30 protein-coding genes are annotated in these 21,444 nt (G+C 63.1%); 26 read left to right on the top strand and 4 right to left on the bottom strand.

Going from position 1 to position 21,444, the window contains the following annotated elements:
- Positions 1–26 precede the first annotated feature (26 nt).
- From tuf to AC3IMC_RS07730, 3 genes are all read left to right on the top strand, one after another.
- Positions 27–1,217 carry an elongation factor Tu gene (gene tuf, locus AC3IMC_RS07740; protein ID WP_013601835.1) on the top strand — a complete coding sequence of 397 codons (1,191 nt, stop codon included), beginning with the start codon at positions 27–29 and terminating at the stop codon, positions 1,215–1,217.
- A 99-nt stretch (positions 1,218–1,316) separates the two neighbouring features.
- Positions 1,317–1,442 (top strand): hypothetical protein, encoded by a 126-nt coding sequence (locus AC3IMC_RS07735; RefSeq protein WP_490917793.1) that lies wholly within the window; start codon positions 1,317–1,319, stop codon positions 1,440–1,442.
- A gap of 109 nt (positions 1,443–1,551) precedes the next feature.
- Positions 1,552–2,802 (top strand): Nramp family divalent metal transporter, encoded by a 1,251-nt coding sequence (locus AC3IMC_RS07730; protein WP_490917792.1) that lies wholly within the window; start codon positions 1,552–1,554, stop codon positions 2,800–2,802.
- A 70-nt stretch (positions 2,803–2,872) separates the two neighbouring features.
- Here AC3IMC_RS07730 and AC3IMC_RS07725 read toward each other — a convergent pair whose 3' ends face one another.
- Complete coding sequence (locus AC3IMC_RS07725) at positions 2,873–4,330, bottom strand: GH1 family beta-glucosidase (RefSeq protein WP_490917791.1); 1,458 nt, start codon at positions 4,328–4,330, stop codon at positions 2,873–2,875.
- A gap of 395 nt (positions 4,331–4,725) precedes the next feature.
- On the opposite strand from AC3IMC_RS07725, the gene rpsJ reads away from it, so the two are divergent.
- The 23 genes from rpsJ to map all read left to right on the top strand — a co-directional run bounded on the left by rpsJ (position 4,726) and on the right by map (position 17,938).
- Positions 4,726–5,034 (top strand): 30S ribosomal protein S10, encoded by a 309-nt coding sequence (gene rpsJ / locus AC3IMC_RS07720; protein ID WP_003803825.1) that lies wholly within the window; start codon positions 4,726–4,728, stop codon positions 5,032–5,034.
- A 17-nt stretch (positions 5,035–5,051) separates the two neighbouring features.
- The gene (gene rplC / locus AC3IMC_RS07715) at positions 5,052–5,702 is read left to right on the top strand and encodes a 50S ribosomal protein L3 (RefSeq protein ID WP_377214667.1); all 651 of its coding nucleotides are present in this window, start codon (positions 5,052–5,054) and stop codon (positions 5,700–5,702) included.
- 4 nt (positions 5,703–5,706) lie between these two features.
- The gene (gene rplD, locus AC3IMC_RS07710; RefSeq protein ID WP_461856100.1) at positions 5,707–6,327 is read left to right on the top strand and encodes a 50S ribosomal protein L4; all 621 of its coding nucleotides are present in this window, start codon (positions 5,707–5,709) and stop codon (positions 6,325–6,327) included.
- Entirely contained in the window at positions 6,324–6,629 is a 306-nt protein-coding gene (rplW, locus tag AC3IMC_RS07705; protein ID WP_009358306.1) for a 50S ribosomal protein L23, read from the top strand. Before rplD ends, rplW begins: the two co-directional genes overlap by 4 nt.
- Positions 6,630–6,658: 29 nt before the next feature.
- A complete protein-coding gene (rplB, locus tag AC3IMC_RS07700; protein WP_461856099.1) occupies positions 6,659–7,498 on the top strand; it encodes a 50S ribosomal protein L2 in 840 nt (279 codons plus the stop codon).
- 12 nt (positions 7,499–7,510) lie between these two features.
- Positions 7,511–7,792: a 30S ribosomal protein S19 gene (gene rpsS / locus AC3IMC_RS07695; protein WP_003803803.1), complete on the top strand. Its 282-nt coding sequence runs from the start codon at positions 7,511–7,513 to the stop codon at positions 7,790–7,792.
- Between the two features lie 38 nt (positions 7,793–7,830).
- Positions 7,831–8,196, top strand: a complete 366-nt coding sequence (gene rplV / locus AC3IMC_RS07690) for a 50S ribosomal protein L22 (RefSeq protein ID WP_009358304.1) — start codon at positions 7,831–7,833, stop codon at positions 8,194–8,196.
- Complete coding sequence (gene rpsC / locus AC3IMC_RS07685; protein ID WP_221386469.1) at positions 8,197–9,027, top strand: 30S ribosomal protein S3; 831 nt, start codon at positions 8,197–8,199, stop codon at positions 9,025–9,027.
- Positions 9,028–9,444 carry a 50S ribosomal protein L16 gene (gene rplP / locus AC3IMC_RS07680; RefSeq protein ID WP_043454603.1) on the top strand — a complete coding sequence of 139 codons (417 nt, stop codon included), beginning with the start codon at positions 9,028–9,030 and terminating at the stop codon, positions 9,442–9,444.
- Positions 9,445–9,446: 2 nt separating this feature from the next.
- The gene (gene rpmC, locus AC3IMC_RS07675) at positions 9,447–9,776 is read left to right on the top strand and encodes a 50S ribosomal protein L29 (RefSeq protein WP_018769136.1); all 330 of its coding nucleotides are present in this window, start codon (positions 9,447–9,449) and stop codon (positions 9,774–9,776) included.
- On the top strand, positions 9,773–10,078 hold the full coding sequence (rpsQ, locus tag AC3IMC_RS07670) for a 30S ribosomal protein S17 (RefSeq protein ID WP_221386470.1): 306 nt from the start codon (positions 9,773–9,775) through the stop codon (positions 10,076–10,078). The genes rpmC and rpsQ overlap by 4 nt, the downstream gene beginning before the upstream one ends.
- Positions 10,079–10,799: 721 nt before the next feature.
- Complete coding sequence (rplN, locus tag AC3IMC_RS07665; RefSeq protein WP_003803789.1) at positions 10,800–11,168, top strand: 50S ribosomal protein L14; 369 nt, start codon at positions 10,800–10,802, stop codon at positions 11,166–11,168.
- Between the two features lie 3 nt (positions 11,169–11,171).
- Complete coding sequence (rplX, locus tag AC3IMC_RS07660) at positions 11,172–11,531, top strand: 50S ribosomal protein L24 (protein WP_454482561.1); 360 nt, start codon at positions 11,172–11,174, stop codon at positions 11,529–11,531.
- Positions 11,531–12,112, top strand: coding sequence for a 50S ribosomal protein L5 (gene rplE, locus AC3IMC_RS07655; RefSeq protein ID WP_490917790.1), 582 nt, complete (start codon positions 11,531–11,533; stop codon positions 12,110–12,112). The genes rplX and rplE overlap by 1 nt, the downstream gene beginning before the upstream one ends.
- Before the next feature lie 80 nt (positions 12,113–12,192).
- Complete coding sequence (gene rpsH, locus AC3IMC_RS07650; protein ID WP_018760448.1) at positions 12,193–12,591, top strand: 30S ribosomal protein S8; 399 nt, start codon at positions 12,193–12,195, stop codon at positions 12,589–12,591.
- An 18-nt stretch (positions 12,592–12,609) separates the two neighbouring features.
- Positions 12,610–13,146, top strand: a complete 537-nt coding sequence (rplF, locus tag AC3IMC_RS07645) for a 50S ribosomal protein L6 (protein ID WP_410554812.1) — start codon at positions 12,610–12,612, stop codon at positions 13,144–13,146.
- Positions 13,147–13,148: 2 nt separating this feature from the next.
- Entirely contained in the window at positions 13,149–13,532 is a 384-nt protein-coding gene (gene rplR, locus AC3IMC_RS07640; protein WP_461856097.1) for a 50S ribosomal protein L18, read from the top strand.
- Positions 13,529–14,245: a 30S ribosomal protein S5 gene (rpsE, locus tag AC3IMC_RS07635; protein WP_141942667.1), complete on the top strand. Its 717-nt coding sequence runs from the start codon at positions 13,529–13,531 to the stop codon at positions 14,243–14,245. Before rplR ends, rpsE begins: the two co-directional genes overlap by 4 nt.
- A gap of 2 nt (positions 14,246–14,247) precedes the next feature.
- Positions 14,248–14,454, top strand: a complete 207-nt coding sequence (gene rpmD, locus AC3IMC_RS07630) for a 50S ribosomal protein L30 (protein WP_009358731.1) — start codon at positions 14,248–14,250, stop codon at positions 14,452–14,454.
- Positions 14,455–14,940, top strand: coding sequence for a 50S ribosomal protein L15 (gene rplO, locus AC3IMC_RS07625; RefSeq protein WP_013601817.1), 486 nt, complete (start codon positions 14,455–14,457; stop codon positions 14,938–14,940).
- Between the two features lie 211 nt (positions 14,941–15,151).
- Complete coding sequence (gene secY, locus AC3IMC_RS07620) at positions 15,152–16,462, top strand: preprotein translocase subunit SecY (RefSeq protein ID WP_221386472.1); 1,311 nt, start codon at positions 15,152–15,154, stop codon at positions 16,460–16,462.
- Between the two features lie 5 nt (positions 16,463–16,467).
- Positions 16,468–17,037, top strand: coding sequence for an adenylate kinase (locus tag AC3IMC_RS07615; RefSeq protein ID WP_490918095.1), 570 nt, complete (start codon positions 16,468–16,470; stop codon positions 17,035–17,037).
- Positions 17,038–17,110: 73 nt separating this feature from the next.
- Complete coding sequence (gene map / locus AC3IMC_RS07610; RefSeq protein ID WP_490917788.1) at positions 17,111–17,938, top strand: type I methionyl aminopeptidase; 828 nt, start codon at positions 17,111–17,113, stop codon at positions 17,936–17,938.
- 88 nt (positions 17,939–18,026) lie between these two features.
- On the opposite strand, the gene AC3IMC_RS07605 is transcribed toward map, so the two are convergent.
- Genes AC3IMC_RS07605 through AC3IMC_RS07595 form a run of 3 tightly spaced genes read right to left on the bottom strand, consistent with a single transcriptional unit; the run spans position 18,027 to position 21,310 of the window.
- Positions 18,027–19,376 (bottom strand): ABC transporter substrate-binding protein, encoded by a 1,350-nt coding sequence (locus AC3IMC_RS07605; RefSeq protein WP_490917787.1) that lies wholly within the window; start codon positions 19,374–19,376, stop codon positions 18,027–18,029.
- 57 nt (positions 19,377–19,433) lie between these two features.
- Positions 19,434–20,354, bottom strand: coding sequence for a carbohydrate ABC transporter permease (locus AC3IMC_RS07600; protein ID WP_490917786.1), 921 nt, complete (start codon positions 20,352–20,354; stop codon positions 19,434–19,436).
- A complete protein-coding gene (locus AC3IMC_RS07595; RefSeq protein WP_490917784.1) occupies positions 20,351–21,310 on the bottom strand; it encodes a carbohydrate ABC transporter permease in 960 nt (319 codons plus the stop codon). The genes AC3IMC_RS07600 and AC3IMC_RS07595 overlap by 4 nt, the downstream gene beginning before the upstream one ends.
- Positions 21,311–21,444 lie beyond the last annotated feature (134 nt).

The following is a 21,444-nucleotide window of genomic DNA, read 5'->3' as shown; positions in this document are numbered from 1 at the left end:
ATTTGAAAACGTTCTAGGAGGAACCTGTGGCAAAGGCAAAGTTCGAGCGGACTAAGCCGCACGTCAACATCGGCACCATTGGTCACGTTGACCACGGTAAGACGACGCTGACGGCCGCCATTTCCAAGGTGCTGTACGACAAGTACCCGGATCTCAACGAGAAGCGTGACTTCGCGTCGATCGACTCTGCACCCGAAGAGCGTCAGCGCGGTATTACCATCAACATCTCCCACGTGGAGTACCAGACCGAGAAGCGTCACTACGCACACGTTGACGCCCCCGGCCACGCTGACTACATCAAGAACATGATCACCGGTGCTGCCCAGATGGACGGCGCAATCCTCGTGGTTGCCGCTACCGACGGCCCGATGGCTCAGACCCGCGAGCACGTTCTGCTCGCCCGCCAGGTTGGTGTTCCCTACCTGCTGGTCGCGCTGAACAAGGCTGACATGGTTGAGGACGAGGAACTCCTCGACCTCGTCGAAATGGAAGTTCGTGAGCTCCTGAGCTCGCAGGGCTTCGATGGCGACAACGCTCCGGTCGTTCGCGTTTCCGGCCTGAAGGCCCTGGAAGGCGACCCCGAGTGGGTCAAGTCCGTTGAGGACCTGATGGCTGCTGTCGACGAGTCCGTTCCGGACCCCGTACGTGACCGCGACAAGCCGTTCCTGATGCCGATCGAGGACGTCTTCACCATCACCGGCCGCGGCACCGTTGTGACGGGCCGCGCCGAGCGTGGAACCCTCGCCATCAACTCTGAGGTCGAGATCGTCGGCATCCGTCCGGTCCAGAAGACCACGGTTACCGGTATCGAGATGTTCCACAAGCAGCTCGACGAAGCATGGGCCGGCGAGAACTGTGGCCTCCTGCTCCGTGGTCTGAAGCGCGACGATGTCGAGCGTGGCCAGGTTGTCGTCAAGCCGGGTTCCATCACCCCGCACACCGACTTCGAGGCTAACGTCTACATCCTCTCCAAGGACGAAGGCGGACGTCACAACCCGTTCTACTCCAACTACCGCCCGCAGTTCTACTTCCGTACCACGGACGTAACCGGCGTCATCACCCTGCCCGAGGGCACGGAAATGGTTATGCCTGGCGACAACACTGAGATGACCGTTGCGCTCATCCAGCCCATCGCTATGGAAGAGGGCCTCGGCTTCGCAATCCGCGAAGGCGGCCGCACCGTTGGTTCGGGACGCGTTACCAAGATCATCAAGTAGTACTTGCTGAACTGAAGAACGGCCCCGCTGCTTTGAGCAGCGGGGCCGTTTTTTCATTAAGCACGCCTGATACTGTTGCAGCACTGAGAGGAGCTCATCATGGGATGGCTGATTTTCCTGATTATCGCGGTGGCCGTAGTGGCCGGGGTGTTCTGGACCAGGAGGTATTTCCGCCACGAGATTGACCGTGCCAAGCGGATCAACAGGGCCAACAAAAACATGTAGACCGCTGGCCGGTCACACGTCTGCCGGTAAGCCTGCAACAAACTTTTCGGTGCACCTAAATTAACGGTATCCTCGTCATATCACCGCCCCCCAACGACGAGGACCACTGATGGCTGTTTCAACAATGCAGGCGCGCCCCGCCACCTCCAGGGTCTGGTCCCGGCTCCTGCTGCTCGGACCGGCCTTTGTCGCGGCCATCGCCTATGTGGATCCGGGCAACGTTGCAGCCAACCTCACCGCCGGGGCCAGCTTCGGTTACCTGCTCGTCTGGGTCCTGGTCGCGGCCAACGCCATGGCCGTACTGGTGCAGTACCAGTCCGCGAAGCTGGGGCTCGCCACCGGGATGAGCCTGCCGGAGATCCTGGGTAAGCGGCTGGGCACCCGCGGCCGCCGCGCCTACTGGGTGCAGGCAGAAGTCGTTGCCGGCGCAACGGACATGGCCGAGGTCATCGGCGGAGCTGTTGCCCTCAATCTGCTGTTCGGCCTGCCCTTGCTGACCGGTGGCGTCATCATCGGCGTCGCATCGATGCTGTTGCTTACTTTGCAGTCCCACCGCAGCCAGAAGTCATTCGAACTGGCCATCCTGACCCTGCTCGGCGTGATCGCCGTGGGCTTCGTCAGCGGCCTGTTCGTCAGCCCGCCTGACGGAAGCAGTGCCCTGGCCGGCCTCGTGCCCCGGTTCGAGGGCACGGACACCGTCCTGCTGGCCGCCAGCATGCTCGGTGCCACGGTCATGCCGCACGCCATCTACCTGCATTCGGCCCTCGCCCGGGACCGCCACGGTTTCGCGGAGGACCCGGCAGTCAGGACCCGGCTGATCCGCGCCACCCGCTTCGACGTCGCGGGCGCCCTCATGCTCGCCGGCGTCGTCAACATCGCCATGCTGCTGCTCGCCGCCTCAAGCCTCCGCGGCGTCGAAGGAACCGACACCATCGCCGGGGCGCACGCAGCCGTCACGTCGGCACTTGGTCCCGTCATCGGCGTCGTGTTTGCCATCGGGCTGCTGGCATCCGGGCTGGCCTCCACGTCCGTGGGATGCTACGCCGGCGCAACCATCATGGGTGGCTTGCTGAAGCTGCGGGTTCCGCTGCTCGCCCGCCGGCTCGTCACACTGATTCCGGCGCTGCTGGTGCTGGGAGCGGGCATCGAACCAACCCTGGCCCTGGTACTGAGCCAGGTACTCCTCAGCTTCGGTATCCCGTTCGCGCTGGTGCCACTGATCCGGCTGACGGGCGACCGGAAAATCATGGGAATCCATGCGGACTCCCGGCCCCTGCGCGTCGCGGGATGGACCAGCGCCACGCTAATCGTCGGCCTGAACTGTGTCCTGATCTTCCTCACCGTATTCGGGCATTCCTGACCAGGCGGCCCTGGGCTGTCCGGCTGAAGCGGCTGTCCGGCTGAAGCGGCTGTCCGGCTGAAGCGCGCAGCTATTCGGCTGCAGCGCTCCGAGAGGCGGCCCCGGCGTTCCTGGCCCGGGACAGCGCCTGGTACCAGTAGAAGGACCGCTTCGGTGTCCGCTCCAGCGTCTCGAAGTCGACGTGCACCAAACCAAAGCGCTGCGAATAGCCGGCGGCCCATTCGAAGTTGTCCATCAGCGTCCACACGTAGTAGCCCCGCAGGTCCACGCCTTCTGCGGAGCCGCCAGGTGCGGTGGAATCCAGTGCGGCACGAAGGTGCGATGCCAGGTATCCCACGCGGTCGTCGTCCTCCAGCGTTCCGGAGACGCGGTCAGGCTCCGGGAAGCTGGCCCCGCCTTCGGTGATGTACACCGGCGGAAGGGCGTCGCCGTAGCGGTCGCGCATCTCCGCCAGCAGCGTCCCGAGGTACTCTGGCGCCACCGGCCAGCCGAACCCCGTGCTGCCGTGGTCCGGGTACCCCACCTCATGGAAGGGCAGCCGGGCCAGTTCCTGGTGGGTGTCTGCCGGAATCGGGGTTATGCCCGGGCCCAGTGCCACCTTGACCGGGAAGTAGTAGTTCAGCCCGTAGAAGTCCAACGGCTGGTGGATGGTGCGCAGGTCCGCATCCGAAATCCTGCCCATGGAGCGGAGCCACGGCCGGGCATACAGCGGCAGCGACGGATAACGCCCCAGCAGGACGGGGTCCGCGTAGATCCTGTTCATCAGCAGGTCGTAGAGGTGTGCCACCAGCCTGTCGCCGGGTTTCCGGGTGGCCGGCCGGACGGGGGCGTGCAGGTTGGTCACGCCGATGCCGCCTGCCACCCCGGCCGCCCGCAGTGCCTGGACGCCCAGTCCGTGGGCGAGAAGCTGGTGGTGGATCGAGGGAAGGGCGTCGAACATCAGTTTCCGGCCAGGGGCATGCACGCCCAGGGCGTAGCCGTTCAGGGTCACGGAAACCGGCTCATTCAGGGTCACCCACTGCGCCACCCGGTCGCCGAACCGCTCTCCTGCTGCCCGCGCATACTCACCGAACCGTTCGGCGGTATCCCGGTGCAGCCAGCCGCCCCGGTGCTCCAGCGGCAGCGGCGTGTCCCAGTGGTAAAGGGTGGCCATCGGGGAGATGCCGGCCTCGAGGAGCTGGTCGATCAGCCGGTCGTAGAAATCAAGGCCCTCGCTGTTGAGGCTTCCTTGGCCGTCAGGCTGGATGCGGGGCCAGGACAACGAGAACCGGTAGGAGTCCACGCCGAGCTCCTTCAGCAGGGCCACGTCCTCCGGCAGCCGGTTATAGTGGTCGCAGGCGACGGCGGGGGAGTGCCCGCCAACAATCGCACCTGGTTTCTCGGCAAAGGCATCCCAGCCTGATGGGCCCCGGCCGCCGGCTGTGACTGCTCCTTCTATCTGGAACGCCGCCGCCGCGACGCCCAGGGTGAACGACGGCGGCACGCGCCCGGCCAGTTCCGTCACCGATTCAGTGCCTTCCAGGGTCATGCCCCTATCATCCAGCGGCGCAGCGGCCACGGCAATGGCCGCACAAGCCCCCTGCCAGCGCCGATTCGCATCTGCCGCCGATTTCCGGCATACTAGATGAGTTGTTCAAGCGCTTCTTCGCGTCCCGATCCGGATAATGCCGGGTGCAGGGTCCAAGTTGAAGACCAAACATAACCCACCCCAATGGATTTGCGGATTTGTATGCGTGTTGAGCGCGACACGCCCGACCGCGGGGGTCGGTTGCGCCGGCAAGGTGAGGAACCCGGATTTATCCGGATTCAGTTTGTGCGGCGGATGGTGGTTACGACCTCAAATGCTTCGGCAGCCATACAACGAGTAAGTGAACAGGGCAGCCCTAATCAGGGGAAGCACAGACTGAAAGAGAGTCAGGCGACATGGCGGGACAAAAAATCCGCATCCGGCTGAAGTCATACGACCACGAGGTCATTGACGTTTCAGCACGGAAGATCGTTGAGACGGTCACGCGCGCAGGCGCAACGGTAGTGGGCCCCGTGCCGCTGCCCACGGAGAAGAACGTGTACTGCGTCATCCGCTCTCCGCACAAGTACAAGGACAGCCGCGAGCACTTTGAAATGCGCACGCACAAGCGTCTTATCGACATCATCGATCCCACGCCGAAGGCTGTTGACTCGCTCATGCGTCTCGACCTGCCGGCCGACGTGAACATCGAAATCAAGCTGTAGGGAGGTGCTGAGAAACTATGACCGCAACCCGTAACGTAAAGGGCCTGCTGGGCACGAAGCTCGGCATGACCCAGGTCTGGGACGAGAACAACAAGCTCATCCCCGTCACTGTGGTCCAGGCAGACTCGAACGTCATCACCCAGCTGCGCAACGCTGAGACCGATGGCTACGTCGCCGTTCAGATCGGCTACGGCCAGATCGATCCCCGCAAGGTCACCAAGCCGCTGGCTGGTCACTTTGAAAAGGCAGGCGTCACGCCTCGCCGCCACGTCGTCGAACTCCGTACCGCAGATGCTGCTGAGTACGAGCTGGGCCAGGAGCTCTCCGTGGAGCTCTTCGAGGCCGGCCAGAAGATCGACGTCATCGGCACCACCAAGGGTAAGGGCTTCGCCGGTGTTATGAAGCGTCACGGCTTCTCCGGTGTTGGCGCTTCCCACGGTGCCCACAAGAACCACCGTAAGCCCGGTTCAATCGGTGGCGCATCCACCCCGAGCCGCGTCTTCAAGGGCATGAGAATGGCCGGCCGCATGGGCGCCGTTCGTCACACCACGCTGAACCTCACCGTTCACGCGGTTGACGTCGAGAAGTCGCTGCTCCTGATCAAGGGTGCCGTTCCCGGTGCCCGCGGCCAGGTCGTCTTCGTACGTACCGCCGTGAAGGGAGCCTAGTTCAATGGCTAACACTGTCCAGGTTGACCTGCCTGCAGAGATCTTCGACGTCCAGACCAACGTGCCGCTGCTGCACCAGGTTGTCGTTGCCCAGCTCGCTGCTGCTCGCCAGGGTACCCACAAGACCAAGACCCGCGCTGAAGTTTCCGGTGCAGGACGCAAGCCGTTCAAGCAGAAGGGCACCGGCCGCGCCCGTCAGGGTTCCATCCGTGCTCCGCACATGACCGGCGGTGGCATTGTCCACGGTCCCACCCCGCGTGACTACAGCCAGCGCACCCCCAAGAAGATGATTGCTGCTGCACTGCGCGGCGCACTGTCTGACCGGGCCCGCAACGGCCGCATCCACGTTGTCTCCGAGCTGGTGGCCGGCGAGAAGCCGTCCGCCAAGACCGCTCTGGCGACCCTGAAGGGTGTTTCCGAGCGCAAGAACCTGCTGGTCGTCATCGAGCGCGACAACGACGTGGCTGCACTGTCCGTGCGCAACCTCGCCGGCGTTCACGTTCTGTACGCAGACCAGCTGAACACCTACGACGTTCTCGTCTCTGATGACGTTGTCTTCACCAAGGCTGCTTACGACGCATTCGTTGCCGCTAAGGCAGCTAAGAACGAGGAGGATGCCAAGTGAGTGCAGCCACCATCAAGGATCCCCGCGACGTCGTGCTTGCACCCGTCGTGTCGGAAAAGAGCTACGGCCTGATCGACGAGGGCAAGTACACCTTCCTGGTGGACCCCCGTTCGAACAAGACCGAGATCAAGCTGGCCGTGGAGAAGATCTTCTCCGTCAAGGTCGAATCGATCAACACCATCAACCGTGCCGGTAAGCGCAAGCGCACCAAATTCGGATGGGGTACCCGCAAGAACACCAAGCGTGCGATTGTCACCCTCAAAGAAGGCACCATCGACATCTTCGGCGGTCCGCTCTCGTAGCGGAGACCACTTTAACGAGGAAATAAATTATGGGAATCCGTAAATACAAGCCGACTACCCCGGGCCGTCGTGGCTCGAGCGTAGCGGACTTTATCGAAATCACGCGGTCGACGCCGGAAAAGTCGTTGGTACGTCCGCTGCCCAAGAAGGGCGGCCGTAACAACACCGGTAAGATCACCACCCGTCACAAGGGTGGTGGCCACAAGCGCCAGTACCGTCTGATCGACTTCCGTCGCCACGACAAGGACGGCGTCAACGCCCGCGTTGCCGAGATCGAGTACGATCCGAACCGTACCGCCCGCATCGCCCTCCTGCACTACGTTGATGGCACCAAGCGTTACATCATCGCCCCCAACAAGCTCTCCCAGGGTGACGTTGTGGAGGCAGGTGCCGGTGCTGACATCAAGCCCGGTAACAACCTGCCCCTGCTCAACATCCCGGTGGGTACCGTTGTCCACGCAGTTGAACTGCGTCCGGGCGGGGGCGCCAAGATGGGCCGCTCCGCCGGCGCATCCATCCAGCTTGTTGCCAAGGAAGGCCGCTTCGCCCAGCTGCGTCTGCCCTCCGGCGAAATCCGCAACGTTGACGTGCGCTGCCGCGCAACCGTCGGCGAGGTCGGCAACGCCGAGCAGTCGAACATCAACTGGGGCAAGGCCGGCCGTATGCGGTGGAAGGGCGTTCGCCCGACCGTCCGTGGTGTTGCCATGAACCCGGTTGACCACCCGCACGGTGGTGGTGAGGGTAAGACCTCCGGTGGTCGTAACCCCGTCAACCCGAACGGTAAGCGTGAAGGCCGCACCCGCCGCCCCAACAAAGAGAGCGACAAGCTTATTGTGCGTCGCCGTCGTACTGGCAAGAACAAGCGATAGGAGCCTGGACACATGCCACGCAGCCTGAAAAAAGGTCCTTTCGTTGACCAGCACCTCTTTGTGAAGGTAGCCAGGGAAAACGAAAAGGGCACCAAGAACGTCATCAAGACCTGGTCCCGCCGTTCGATGATCATCCCCGACATGCTCGGACACACGATCGCCGTACACGACGGACGCAAGCACATCCCGGTGTTTGTCACTGAGTCGATGGTCGGGCACAAGCTCGGCGAATTCGCTCCCACGCGGACATTCCGCGGCCATGTCAAGGACGACCGTAAGGGCAAGCGCCGCTAGGCGCCTGCGTTTACGTCAAAGACGAGAGAAGGAAAGCAATGGAAGCCAAGGCAATTGCGCGCCACATCCGCGTAACGCCTATGAAGGCCCGGCGCGTCGTCAACCTTGTTCGTGGCTTGCAAGCGAATGAGGCTCTGGCAATTCTGAAGTTTGCCCCCCAGGCAGCTTCGGAGCCGGTATTCAAGGTAGTTCAGTCGGCAATCTCCAACGCCCGGGTCCTCGCGGACCGCGACGGCGTGGCGTTTGACGAAGGTGACCTCATCATCAGCGAAGCGTTTGTTGATGAAGGCCCGACCATGAAGCGGTTCCAGCCGCGCGCCCAGGGTCGTGCATTTCAGATCAAGAAGCGCACCAGCCACATCACCGTGGTAGTCGCTACCCCGGAGAAAGAGGAGGCTCGCTAAGTGGGACAGAAAGTAAACCCGCACGGGTTCCGACTCGGCATCACCACCGATCACGTATCGCACTGGTTCGCTGACAGCACCAAGGCCGGCCAGCGGTACAAGGACTTCGTTCGCGAAGACATCCGCATCCGCCAGCTCATGTCCACGGGCATGGAGCGCGCCGGTATCGCCAAGGTTGAGATCGAGCGCACCCGTGACCGCGTCCGCGTGGACATCCACACGGCCCGTCCCGGCATCGTCATCGGCCGCCGTGGAGCAGAAGCAGACCGCATCCGCGGCGAGCTCGAAAAGCTCACCGGCAAGCAGGTCCAGCTGAACATCCTCGAGGTCAAGAACCCCGAGATGGAAGCCCAGCTTGTGGCCCAGGGCGTTGCAGAGCAGCTGACTTCCCGCGTGGCATTCCGCCGTGCGATGAAGAAGGCCATGCAGTCCGCACAGCGTGCAGGTGCCAAGGGCATCCGTATCGCCTGCTCGGGCCGCCTGGGTGGCGCTGAAATGTCCCGCTCGGAGTTCTACCGCGAAGGCCGTGTGCCCCTGCACACCCTCCGCGCGAACATCGACTACGGCTTCTACGAAGCCAAGACCACCTTCGGCCGCATCGGCGTGAAGGTCTGGATCTACAAGGGTGACGTCACCGCCAAGGAACTGGCCGCACAGGCTGCTTCCGCACCGTCCCGCGGTAACCGTGGTGACCGTCCGGGCCGCCCGGGTGGCGCTGACCGCGGTGACCGCCGCCGTCGCAACGACCGCCCGGCCGCTGAAGCAGCTCCTGCTGCCGAAGCACCGGCAGTTGAAGCAGCACCTGCTGCTGCAGAAGGAGGACAGGCTTAAATGCTTATCCCACGTCGAGTCAAGCACCGTAAGCAGCACCACCCGGGTCGTTCCGGCGCTGCTACGGGCGGCACCCAGGTCTCCTTCGGTGAGTACGGCATCCAGGCCCTGAGCCCGGCATACGTCACCAACCGTCAGATCGAGTCCGCTCGTATCGCGATGACCCGCCACATCAAGCGTGGCGGTAAGGTCTGGATCAACATTTACCCGGACCGTCCCCTGACCAAGAAGCCGGCCGAAACCCGCATGGGTTCCGGTAAGGGTTCACCGGAATGGTGGGTCGCCAACGTCAAGCCGGGACGGGTTCTCTTCGAACTCTCCGGTGTCAATGAAGAGGTAGCTCGCGAGGCCCTGCGCCTGGCAATCCACAAGCTGCCGTTGAAGGCACGCATTGTGCGTCGCGAGGGTGGTGAATAGAAATGGCAGTAGGATCCAAGGATCTGGCTCCCGCACAGCTGGACGGTTTCGACAACGAGCGTCTCGTTGAAGAACTCCGCAAGGCCAAGGAAGAGCTGTTCAACCTGCGTTTCCAGTCCGCCACCGGACAGCTGGAGAACCACGGTCGCCTGCGCGCGGTAAAGAAGGACATCGCACGCATCTACACCGTTCTCCGCGAACGCGAGCTGGGCATTCGTGCCGAGGTTGCCGCACCGGTTGTGGAAGCCAAGGAAGAGAAGAAGTCCAAGAAGGCTTCAACCAAGAAGGCCGACAAGGCTGAAAAGGCTGAGACCGAGGAGGACGCCAAGTGAGTGAAAAGGACCAGAACGTGACCGAATCTGCTACCGAAGCCAAGGCTGGGCAGCGCGGTTACCGCAAGACCCGTCGCGGCTACGTGGTCTCCGACAAGATGGAAAAGACCATCGTTGTCGAGGTTGAAGACCGCGTGAAGCACGCACTGTACGGCAAGGTCATCCGCCGCACCTCCAAGGTCAAGGCGCACGACGAAGAGAACACCGCCGGCATCGGCGACCTCGTTGTCATCGCCGAGACCCGTCCGCTGTCCGCCACCAAGAACTGGCGGCTCGTGGAAATCCTCGAGAAGGCCAAGTAGCACGTGCTGCTTAGCTGAGGCCCCTGCTCCCTTCCGGGAGCGGGGGCTTCCTCGTTTAACCCAGCATCGCCCCTGGCACCTTTTGGTTTGGGCGCTCGACGGCGGGACTGGCTTCGCGGGGGGAGTGGCACCATGGGTGGGCCGAAAGGCTGCCGCGTCGTCACGCCGTCGTCCGCCCGCCCCAACGCTCCATCACGTCTGCCGCTTTTCCTGCGACGCCCCATCACATCCCGCGGTCATTTAGCGAACACGTCATCACGTCTTGCTGACGGATCGCGATTGGTGATGGGGCGTTGGGAGATTTTCTGCAGGAGGTGGTGGGGCGTTGGGAGATTTCCTGCAGGAGGTGATGGGGCGTTGTGGGGGAGTGGCACCATGGGTGGGCCGAAAGGCTGCCGCGTCGTCACGCCGTCGTCCGCCTTGCAGCCCGGGTACGAGTGGTGATATGGGGATCGGCGGGAAACGTGCTAGGATATTGAGTTTGTATGGCGCCTTTTGCGCGCCGTCATCAACCTCGTAAACAAGCGTGCCACAGCATAGTGCTTCCTTGCGCCCGGGATCCTTCCCGGACCGGATGGAGGCAACTGCTTCTGGCACGGGCGTTTAGGCCTGGTCTGGCAAAATCCAGGCAGGTCAAGAGACACCCCGATCAACCGTTCCGCAAGGCTCATTCCGTAGCAAGATCACGGCCTGAGAACCGGCGCGACGCAAGGAGTAAATAGTGATTCAGCAGGAGTCGCGACTGAAGGTCGCCGACAACACGGGTGCTAAGGAAATCCTTACCATTCGCGTTCTCGGTGGATCCGGCCGTCGCTACGCAGGCATCGGTGACGTCATTGTCGCCACCGTCAAGGATGCAATCCCGGGCGGCAACGTAAAGAAGGGCGATGTCGTCAAGGCTGTCATCGTCCGTACCAAGAAGGAACGCCGCCGTGCGGACGGTTCCTACATCAAGTTTGACGAGAACGCAGCTGTGATCCTGAAGAACGACGGTGACCCCCGCGGTACCCGTATCTTCGGACCGGTTGGTCGTGAACTGCGTGACAAGAAGTTCATGAAGATCGTTTCTCTGGCTCCGGAGGTGCTCTAGTCCATGGCTAAGATCAAGAAGGGTGACCTGGTTCAGGTCATCACTGGCGCCAAGGCTGAGCGCGGCGGCGACCGCGGCAAGCAGGGCAAGGTTCTGCGCGTGTTCCCCGACACCAACCGCGTGCTGGTTGAAGGCATCAACCGCGTCACCAAGCACACTCGTGTTGGACAGTCGCAGCGCGGCACCAAGACCGGCGGCATCGAGGTCGTAGAGGCCCCGATCCACGTTTCCAACGTGGCCCTGGTTGACCCGTCGACCAAGAAGCCGACCCGCGTGGGCTTCCGCCTCGACACTGTGGAGAAGAACGGCGTCAAGAAGACCGTCCGTATCCGCGTGTCCAAGAGCACCGGGAAGGACATCTAATGACTGAGACCATCGAGACTCCGGCAACGAAGATCGTTCCTCGTCTGAAGACCAAGTACGCCGAAACCATCAAGGGCCAGCTCCAGGATGAGTTCAAGTACCAGAACGTGAACCAGGTACCCCGCCTGGTGAAGGTTGTTGTGAACATGGGTGTTGGAGATGCCGCCAAGGACTCCAAGCTGATCGACGGCGCTGTCCGCGACCTCACCCAGATCACCGGCCAGAAGCCGCAGGTTACCAAGGCCCGCAAGTCGATCGCACAGTTCAAGCTGCGCGAAGGCATGCCCATCGGTGCACACGCAACCCTGCGTGGCGACCGCATGTGGGAATTCGTCGACCGCCTGGTCACCCTGGCACTGCCCCGTATCCGCGACTTCCGCGGCCTGAGCGGCAAGCAGTTCGATGGCAACGGCAACTACACCTTCGGTCTGACCGAGCAGGTTATGTTCCACGAAATCGACCAGGACAAGATCGACCGCGTCCGCGGTATGGACATCACGGTTGTGACCACCGCCAAGACTGACGACGAAGGCCGCGCGCTGCTCAAGGCGCTGGGTTTCCCGTTCAAGACCGAAGCTTAATTACTACGTAAAAGGTCCGGCCGCTTCGCTCCGCGTGGGCGGACGGCGGAAACCGTTACGAGGAAGGGCAAGAGCCCACCATGACAATGACAGATCCTGTCGCAGACATGCTTACGCGCCTGCGTAACGCAAACTCGGCATACCACGACTCCGTGACTATGCCTTACAGCAAGCTCAAGGCACGCGTTGCCGACATCCTCAAGGCCGAAGGTTTCATCGCCGGCTGGAAGGAAGAGGACGCTGAGGTCGGCAAGAAGCTGACCCTCGAGCTGAAGTTCGGTCCGAACCGTGAGCGGTCCATCGCCGGTGTTCGCCGTATCTCCAAGCCGGGTCTCCGCGTTTACGCGAAGTCCACCAACCTGCCGCACGTGCTCGGTGGCCTGGGTATCGCAATCCTGTCCACCTCTTCCGGCCTCCTGACTGACAAGCAGGCCGGCAAGAAGGGCGTGGGCGGCGAAGTCCTCGCGTACGTCTGGTAACGGGAAAGGAAGAGAATAATGTCACGTATTGGACGTCTCCCCATCACCGTTCCTGCCGGCGTTGAGGTCAAGGTTGACGGCTCTGTCGTCAGCGTCAAGGGTTCCAAGGGCGAGCTGAGCCACACTGTGGCCAGCCCGATCGAGGTTGCCCTCGAAGAGAACACCCTGACCGTAACCCGCCCGAACGACGAGCGCGCCTCCCGTTCGCTGCACGGCCTGACCCGCACCCTGATCGCCAACATGATCCAGGGCGTTACCGCAGGCTACGAGAAGAAGCTTGAAATCGTCGGTACCGGTTACCGCGTTCAGGCCAAGGGCTCCGACCTGGAGTTCGCCCTCGGCTACAGCCACCCGGTCAGCGTTTCGGCTCCGGCCGGCATCACCTTTGCAGTAGAGGGTCCGACCAAGCTCTCTGTCTCAGGCATCAACAAGCAGCAGGTCGGCGAAGTTGCTGCCAACATTCGCAAGCTGCGGAAGCCTGACCCGTACAAGGGCAAGGGCATCCGTTACGCCGGCGAGGTTATCCGCCGCAAGGTCGGAAAGGCTGGTAAGTAACCATGGCCATCGCCATTAACAAGAAGCGTACGAACAAGAGCAAGGCAGCTGCCCGCAGCCGCCGCCAGCTTCGTATCCGCAAGCGCATTGCCGGTACGGCTGCCCGCCCCCGCCTGGTGGTCAACCGCTCCGCACGCCACGTATTTGTCCAGGTTGTCGACGACAGCATTGGCCAGACCGTAGCAAGCGCGTCCACTCTGGAAGCTGACCTTCGTGCATTCGATGGTGACAAGACTGCCAAGGCCAAGCGTGTTGGCGAGCTCGTCGCCGAACGTGCCAAGGCTGCCGGCATCGAAGCTGTTGTTTTCGACCGTGGTGGTAACAAGTACCACGGCCGCATCGCAGCCGTCGCCGACGGCGCTCGTGAAGGTGGGCTGTCACTGTGACCGAAGCAAACAAGGAAAAGGACACTGTGTCTGCAGATCAGAAGGCTCCCGAGGCCGCAGCTGCTGAGACCACTGCCCCCGCTGCCGAGGACCGCCGTGGTGGCGCCCGGCGCGGCGAGCGTGGCGACCGCGGCCAGGGCCGCGGCGACCGCGGTGGCCGTGGCGGCCGCGACGGTGGCCGTGAAGCCGAAAAGAACCAGTTCGTAGAGCGCGTTGTCACCATCAACCGCGTTTCCAAGGTCGTCAAGGGTGGTCGTCGCTTCAGCTTCACCGCACTGGTCGTCGTTGGTGACGGTAACGGCATGGTCGGCGTCGGCTACGGCAAGGCCAAGGAAGTTCCCGCTGCCATCGCCAAGGGCGTTGAAGAGGCCAAGAAGTCCTTCTTCCGCGTTCCCCGCGTTGGCAACACCATCCCGCACCGCGTACAGGGTGAAGCCGCCGCAGGCGTCGTCATGCTGCGTCCGGCTTCCGCCGGTACCGGTGTTATCGCCGGTGGCCCGGTCCGTGCAGTACTGGAGTGCGTGGGCATCCACGACATCCTCTCCAAGTCGCTCGGTTCCTCCAACGCCATCAACATCGTTCACGCGACTGTTGACGCCCTGAAGCGCCTCGAAGAGCCGGCATCCGTGGCAGCACGCCGCGGCCTGCCGCTGGACGAGGTTGCTCCCCAGGCACTGGTGAAGGCCCTCCTCGCCCCGAAGGCAGGTGTCTAGTCATGGCTAAGAACCTGGTCCCCTCCGACGCTCAGTTGGAGATCACTCAGATCAAGTCCGCCATTGGCGGCAAGCAGAACCAGCGCGACACCCTGCGGTCCCTCGGCCTGAAGCGGATCGGACACACCGTTGTCCGCACCGCCGACGCCGTGACCGTCGGGATGCTCAACACGGTTCCGCACCTGGTAAAGGTAGAGGAGGCGAAGTAAATGGCAGAGAACACTGCTGATAAGGCACAGGCTGCTGAGAAGCAGAACGCCCTGAAGGTTCACCACCTGCGTCCCGCTCCGGGTGCCAAGACCGCCAAGACCCGTGTTGGTCGTGGTGAGGCATCCAAGGGTAAGACCGCCGGCCGCGGTACCAAGGGTACGGCAGCCCGCTACCAGGTGAAGGCTGGCTTTGCCGGCGGCCAGCTGCCGCTGCACATGCGCCTGCCGAAGCTTCGCGGCTTCAAGAACCCGTTCCGGGTTGAGTTCCAGGTGGTAAACCTGGACAAGCTCAACGAGCTGTTCCCGGAAGGTGGCGCAGTCACCGTGGAGAACCTGGTCGAAAAGGGTGCCGTTCGCAAGAACCAGCCCGTCAAGGTGCTGGGCACCGGCGACATCACCGTCAAGGTTGACGTCACCGCCCACGCATTCTCGGCCAGCGCCGCAGAGAAGATTGCTGCAGCAGGCGGAAGCACCACCGCCCTCTAAGGACGGCGCCAGCTGTAAAAACTCCCGGTATCCGCGGGCTTCGGCCCCGGATACCGGGAGTTTTTCGCATCCGCCGGGCGTATTTTTCCCGCCACCGGGCGCACGATCGGGCCTGCGGATTGTTCGCATGGCGCATCCAACCGTTAGACTCGGTTGTCGGGATCTATCGAATTCCCTCACCCCACTCTTTATTGACACCACAGGAGGACGCTTGCTTAGCGCATTTGGCCGGGCCTTTCGCACGCCTGATCTGCGACGCAAGTTGTTGTTCACGCTGGGAATCATCACCATTTTCCGCTTGGGTGCTTTCATTCCCTCGCCTGGTGTGGACTACCAGAATGTCCAGCAATGCTTGCAGAACGGTCAGACTGCCGGCGGGCTCTACCAGCTCGTCAACCTGTTCAGCGGCGGGGCCTTGCTCCAGGTGTCCATCTTCGCCTTGGGCATCATGCCCTACATCACGGCCAGCATCATCGTCCAGCTCCTGCGGGTGGTCATTCCCCGGTTCCAGCAGCTGTACGAGGAGGGCGCGTCAGGGCAGTCCAAGCTGACCCAGTACACGCGCTACCTCACCATCGCGCTGGGCCTGCTCAATGCCACCACCCTGGTGTCCCTGGCCCGCTCCGGCCAGCTGCTTCCCGGCTGCCAGTTGCCGGTGATCCCCGACTCCAGCGTCATCACCACCATCCTGATCATCATCACGCTCACGGCCGGCACCGGCCTGATCATGTGGATGGGCGAGCTCGTCACCGAGAAGGGCGTGGGCAACGGCATGTCGCTGCTCATCTTCACGTCCATTGCGGCGCAGTTCCCCACCTCGCTGGGCGCGATCTGGACCTCGCAGGGTCCGGGCACCTTCTTCCTCGTCCTGGTGGTGGGCCTGCTGACCGTGGCGCTGGTGGTCTTCGTTGAACAGTCACAGCGCCGCATCCCCGTCCAGTACGCCAAGCGGATGATCGGCCGGCGGACCGTGGGCGGCACCAGCACCTACATTCCCATCAAGGTGAACATGGCCGGCGTCATTCCGGTGATCTTCGCTTCCTCCATGCTCTACATTCCCGGGCTGATTGCGCAGTTCAACCAGCCCAAGAACGGCGAGCAGCTCCAGCCCTGGGTTGAATGGATCAACAACAACCTGACCCGCGGCGACCACCCGATCTACATGGCGGTTTACTTCGTCCTGATCGTGTTTTTCACCTACTTCTACGTCGCGATTACCTTCAACCCTGAAGAAGTCTCAGACAACATGAAGAAGTATGGCGGCTTCATCCCAGGTATCCGCGCCGGCCGGCCGACCGCGGACTACCTGCAGTACGTGCTCTCCCGGATCACTCTTCCCGGTGCCCTGTACCTGGGCTTCGTGGCGCTGATTCCGCTGGTGGCGCTCGTGCTGATCAACGCGAACCAGAACTTCCCGTTCGGTGGCACCTCGATCCTGATCATGGTGGGCGTTGGCCTGGAAACCGTCAAACAAATCGATGCGCAGCTACAACAACGTCACTACGAAGGGCTTTTGCGATGACGAGAATGCTGATTATTGGACCTCCCGGTTCCGGAAAAGGAACGCAGGCGGAGCGGATCTCAGAACGCCTCGGCGTTGTGGCCATCTCCACCGGCGACATCTTCCGGGCCAACGTGAAGGGCGAAACCCCGCTCGGCATCGAGGCCAAGAAGTACATGGACAACGGTGACTTCGTTCCGGACAGCGTGACCAACAAGATGGTCCGTGACCGCCTGAACGAGGCCGACGTCGACAACGGCTTCCTGCTGGACGGCTACCCGCGCACCACCGCGCAGGTGGACTACCTCGACGAGATCCTCGCCAACGGCGACGAGAAGCTCGACGTTGTCCTGCAGCTGACCGCCGACGACGAGGAACTGGTGCACCGGCTCCTGGGCCGTGCGAAGGAGACGGGCCGGAGCGACGACAACGAAGCCGTCATCCGCCACCGCCTGGACCTCTACCACGAGCAGACTGAAGCCGTTGTGGCGAAGTACGCCGAGCGCGGCATCCTCACCCAGGTCGACGGGATCGGTCCCATCGACGAGGTGACCAACCGCGTGATGCAGGCCATCAAGGCGGCACAGGCAGCCTGACCCAGGCGCCCCAATCCAGCGAGGCTCCTCCCGGCACCCGGGAGGAGCCTCAGCCATGTGAAAGGACAACACCATGGCCTTCGGCCAGCCCCGGATCGAATACAAGAACAATGCCCAGATGCGCACCATGCACGAGGCCGGACTGGTCCTCAGCCGCGCGCTGGACGCGGCCGTGGCAGCCGCGGTGCCGGGGGTCACAACCAAGCACCTGGATGACGTCTTCGCCGCCGTTCTGAACGAGGCGGGGGCCAAGTCCAACTTCCTTGGCTACCACGGCTTCCCGGCCACCATCTGCACCTCGGTCAATGATGAGGTGGTCCACGGCATCCCCGGCAGCCGCGTGCTGCAGGACGGCGACATCATTTCCATCGACGGCGGCGCAATCGTCAACGGCTGGCACTCCGACTCCGCGCGCACCGTGATCGTGGGTACTGCGGACCCCGAGGACCAGAGGCTCTCGGACGTCACGCAGGCAGCCATGTGGCGGGGCATCGCCGCCCTGGCCAAGGGCACGCATGTCGGTGACATCGGTGCGGCCATCGACGACTACGTCTCCTCGGTTCCGGGCAAGCCGCTGGGCATCCTGGAGGACTACGTTGGACACGGCATCGGCTCCGAGATGCACATGGCACCGGACGTGCTCAACTACCGCACCAGCCACCGCGGACCCAAGATCAAGCCCGGCCTTTGCCTCGCCATCGAGCCGATGCTGGTCCGCGGCGGCATCGACACCGCCGTCCTCGAGGACGACTGGACCGTGGTGACCACGGACGGCAAGCGCTCCTGCCAGTGGGAGCACTCCGTGGCGGTCCACGAGAAGGGCATCTGGGTGCTGTCAGCGCCCGACGGCGGTGCGGAGCAGCTGGTGCCGCTCGGCGTCACCCCCGTGCCGATCCCGTAAGCGACGCGCTCCTTCACCTGCGACGCGGAAAAGCCCTGGCGACTCCTGAATACAGGGGTCGCCAGGGCTTTTGCGCGTCGAAAGCGGCCTACGCCTTCAGCTTGGGCTTCACGTCGCGGTCGTAGATCCCCTGGAGCGTGCTCTTCAGGTCCGTCATGGTCGACTTCACGTCGCCCTGCTGGGTGAGGATCTTCGCGGCAGCCTTCGCCATCTCCTGGTCGGCCCCGGGCAGGAACACACGGGCGTTGTCCTGGACTTTGGTCACCGCCAGCTGGTCCATGGCCGTCTTGATCTGCGGCGTTTTGGCCAGCACCGCCGTCATGTCCGCCGACTTGCGGGTGGGCATGTAGCCGGTGGCGGCAGAGAACTCTGCGGTGCTCTCGGGCTGCGTGACGAAGTCCAGGAACATCCCGGCGGCCATCTGCTCCTCCTTGGTGATGCCGCTGGGAATACCGAGCCCTGCGCCGCCGGTGGGGCAGACGTTGGTGTCGGCCTTCGGACCGCCCGGCAGGAACCCGACCCCCACATTGAACTTTGCGGACTTCAGGATCCCCAGTAGGGAGCCGGTGGACGAGATGGTGGTTGAGGTCAGTCCGGCGGAGAAATCGTCCGCCGCTTCCTTGGACGAGACGCCGGCCCACTTGTCCTTGTAGATCGAGTCCTGCGCCCACTGCAGTGCCGCGACGGATTCGGCGGAGTCGCAGGTGATGTCCCATTCCTTGGACCAGCCGCCGCCCCACCCCCACAGCATGTTCTGCAGCGTCCAGCCCGCGTATCCGGCAAGCGCTGGGTAGATGTAGGCGTACTGTGCGCCGGAGGCAGCCTTGAGCTTGGGCGCCCACTCAGCGAATTCGTCCCAGGTCTTGGGAGCGCGGTCCGGCAGCCCTGCCGCGGCAAAGTGGTCCTTGTTGTAATAGAACAGCGGCGTTGACCGGCCGTAGGGCAGCGCCCACTGCTTGCCGTCGTACTTGTAGTCATTGACCAGCGATTGCTGGAAGTCGTCCATCTTCGTGCCCAGCTGCTTTGTCAGGCCGTCAACTGGAATGATGCTGCCGTTGGTGTAGTAGCGGAACCACCACACGTCGGAGAGGACAACAACGCCGGGGAGGCCGGACTTGGCAGCCTGCGCCGTCTGGAACTTCTGGGCGATCTCCTCGTAGTTGGCCCCGGCGGTGACCAGGTTGACAGTGATCCCCGGGTTCTTGGCCTGGAACTTCTCGATCAGGCTCTTCTCCACCTCCTGCGACTGGCCGGGGTGGCTGGACCAGAAATCGATCTTGGCGGCCGGCTTCACGCCGCTGAAGTCGATGTCCGTCGCCTGTGACGTGGATTGGCCGCCTCCGGTGGTTGAGGGGCCGCCGCAGGCGGCAAGGGCTGCTGCGGAGGCGGTGGCCCCCGCGAGGCCCAGGAAGTGCCGCCGGTCCAGATGAAGTGCCATGAGGGTTTCCTTTCGGTTGTTGCCTTGGAATGGTGAAGTACTACGGCGGCCGGCGGCTTAGCCGGTCACGCTCCCTTGGGTGAGGCCTGCCACGATGTAGCGCTGCAGGGCGGCGAAAATGATCAGGATCGGGACGATGACCAGCACTGCGCCGGCCATGAGGACGCCCCAGCCGGCGGCGTTGCTTTCGTTGTTTTGCAGCAGGGTCAGGCCGACGGGCAGGGTCATGGTCTCGGGCCGGTCGGTGATGATGAGCGGCCAGATGTAGTCATTCCATTCGGTCACGATGGTCACCAGGGCCACGGTGGCGATGGAAGGGATCGAGACGGGGACCACGATCTGCCACAGCCGGCGCCAGTGGCCGGCACCGTCCATCTCGGCCGACTCCAGGATTGACGTGGGCAGTGTCCGGAAGTGTTGGCGCAGCAGGAAGGTGCCAAAGGCCGTGCCGAGGCCGGGGAGGATGATGCCCCACAGGGTGTTCTTTCCACCGATCCCCGCAATCAGGATGAAGTTCGGCAGGATCGATACCTGCGGCGGCACCATGAGGGCCACCAGGATCAGCAGGAAGATGAAGTTCCGGAACGGGAAGCGGACAAAGACCAGGGCGTAGGCGGTGAGGATCGCAAGCAGCACCTTGATGGTGGCCCCCACCAAAGTCACGATGGTGCTGTTCAGGAAGAACTGCCCGAACGGCACCGTTGTCATGGCGGTCCGGTAGTTCTCCAGGTTGAGGCTCTCCGGCAGGATTTTCAGGTCCGTGGTGACGATTTCGCCGGCCTGCTTAAAGGAACTGAGCACCATCCACAGCAGGGGCAGGAACACCACGAGGGTGGCAATGGCCAGGGGCACGTAACCGCCCACGACGGTCTGGACGAGGTTGCGGCGGGAGAACGGGCGGTCGCGGTGCAGGGCCGGCTCCGGTGCCGTGACTGCGGGCGCGGTGGGGTCCGGGCTGACCGGGGACAGGGAGGTCATGAGTAGTGCACCTTTCGTTCCACGAACCGCAGCTGCAGCACGGTGATCACCAGGAGGATGGCGAACAGCACCACCGAGATGGCGGCAGAGTAGCCGGCCCTGTTGTAGGCGCCGAACGCCTGGAGGTAGGCCTCGTAGATCAGCGTGCTGGTGCCGGTGCCCAGCGGGGTCATGATGCGGATAAGGTCGAACGCCTGCAGTGAGCTGAGCATCGTGGTGATCAGCAGGAAGAAAGTGGTGGGGGACAGCAGCGGCAGCGAGATGCTGAGGAACCGCCGGAACCCGTTGGCCCCGTCCAGGGCCGCCGCTTCCATGACGTCCTGCGGCAGGGACTGCAGCCCGGCCAGGTAGACCACGGCGCAGTATCCAAGGTTCTTCCAGACGTAGACGATGATCACCATGACCAGCGAAAGCTGGGGATCGTTGATCCACTGCGGGCTCTGCTGCCCGAGGCCCCGCAGCAGCCACGCCAACACCCCGTACCCGGGGTCGAAGATGAACAGCCAGACCAGGCCCACGCCCACGCCGGAAAGCACATAGGGGGCGAAGACGGCGGACCGGGCAAAGGTGGTTCCCCGGACCTTGGCATTCAGTGCCAGCGCGATGAGCAGGCCCAGAAGCATGGAACCGCCCACTGTCACCAGGGTGAATACGGCGGTGGTACCCAGGACCTTGGGGGCGTCGTTGCTGCTGAAGAAGGTCACATAGTTGGCCAGGCCCACCACTGTGGCGGTGGGGGAGCCCAGGGTCCAGTCCAGCGTTGAGTAGTACATGTTGCTGAAGAGGGGCCGGTAGGTGAAGACGGCAATCAGCACCAGGTTGGGCAGTGCCATGGCCAGGAAAACAAGGAAGTCCCGGCGGTTCCTTGCGGTCCACCGGCGGTGCGGAATTTTCTCGGTCTGCCCCGGCGGCCTCTTGGGCTTCGCGGAGGGGTGTGGGGCGAGTTGACGGGTCATGCGTGTCTCTCCCGGGTTGGGAGCCTGCTCGTGGCGGCCCTGATTGGATCTAGGGACTAACTAACCAGACCGTCAGTGGGCCGAAAGCCGCATATGCCCTTGTCAGGGAACTGTTATCCAAGGCTTCGTCGCCC

Source organism: Arthrobacter sp. E70, from assembly GCF_058266945.1.
This window is presented reverse-complemented; position numbering and strand designations above follow the sequence as displayed.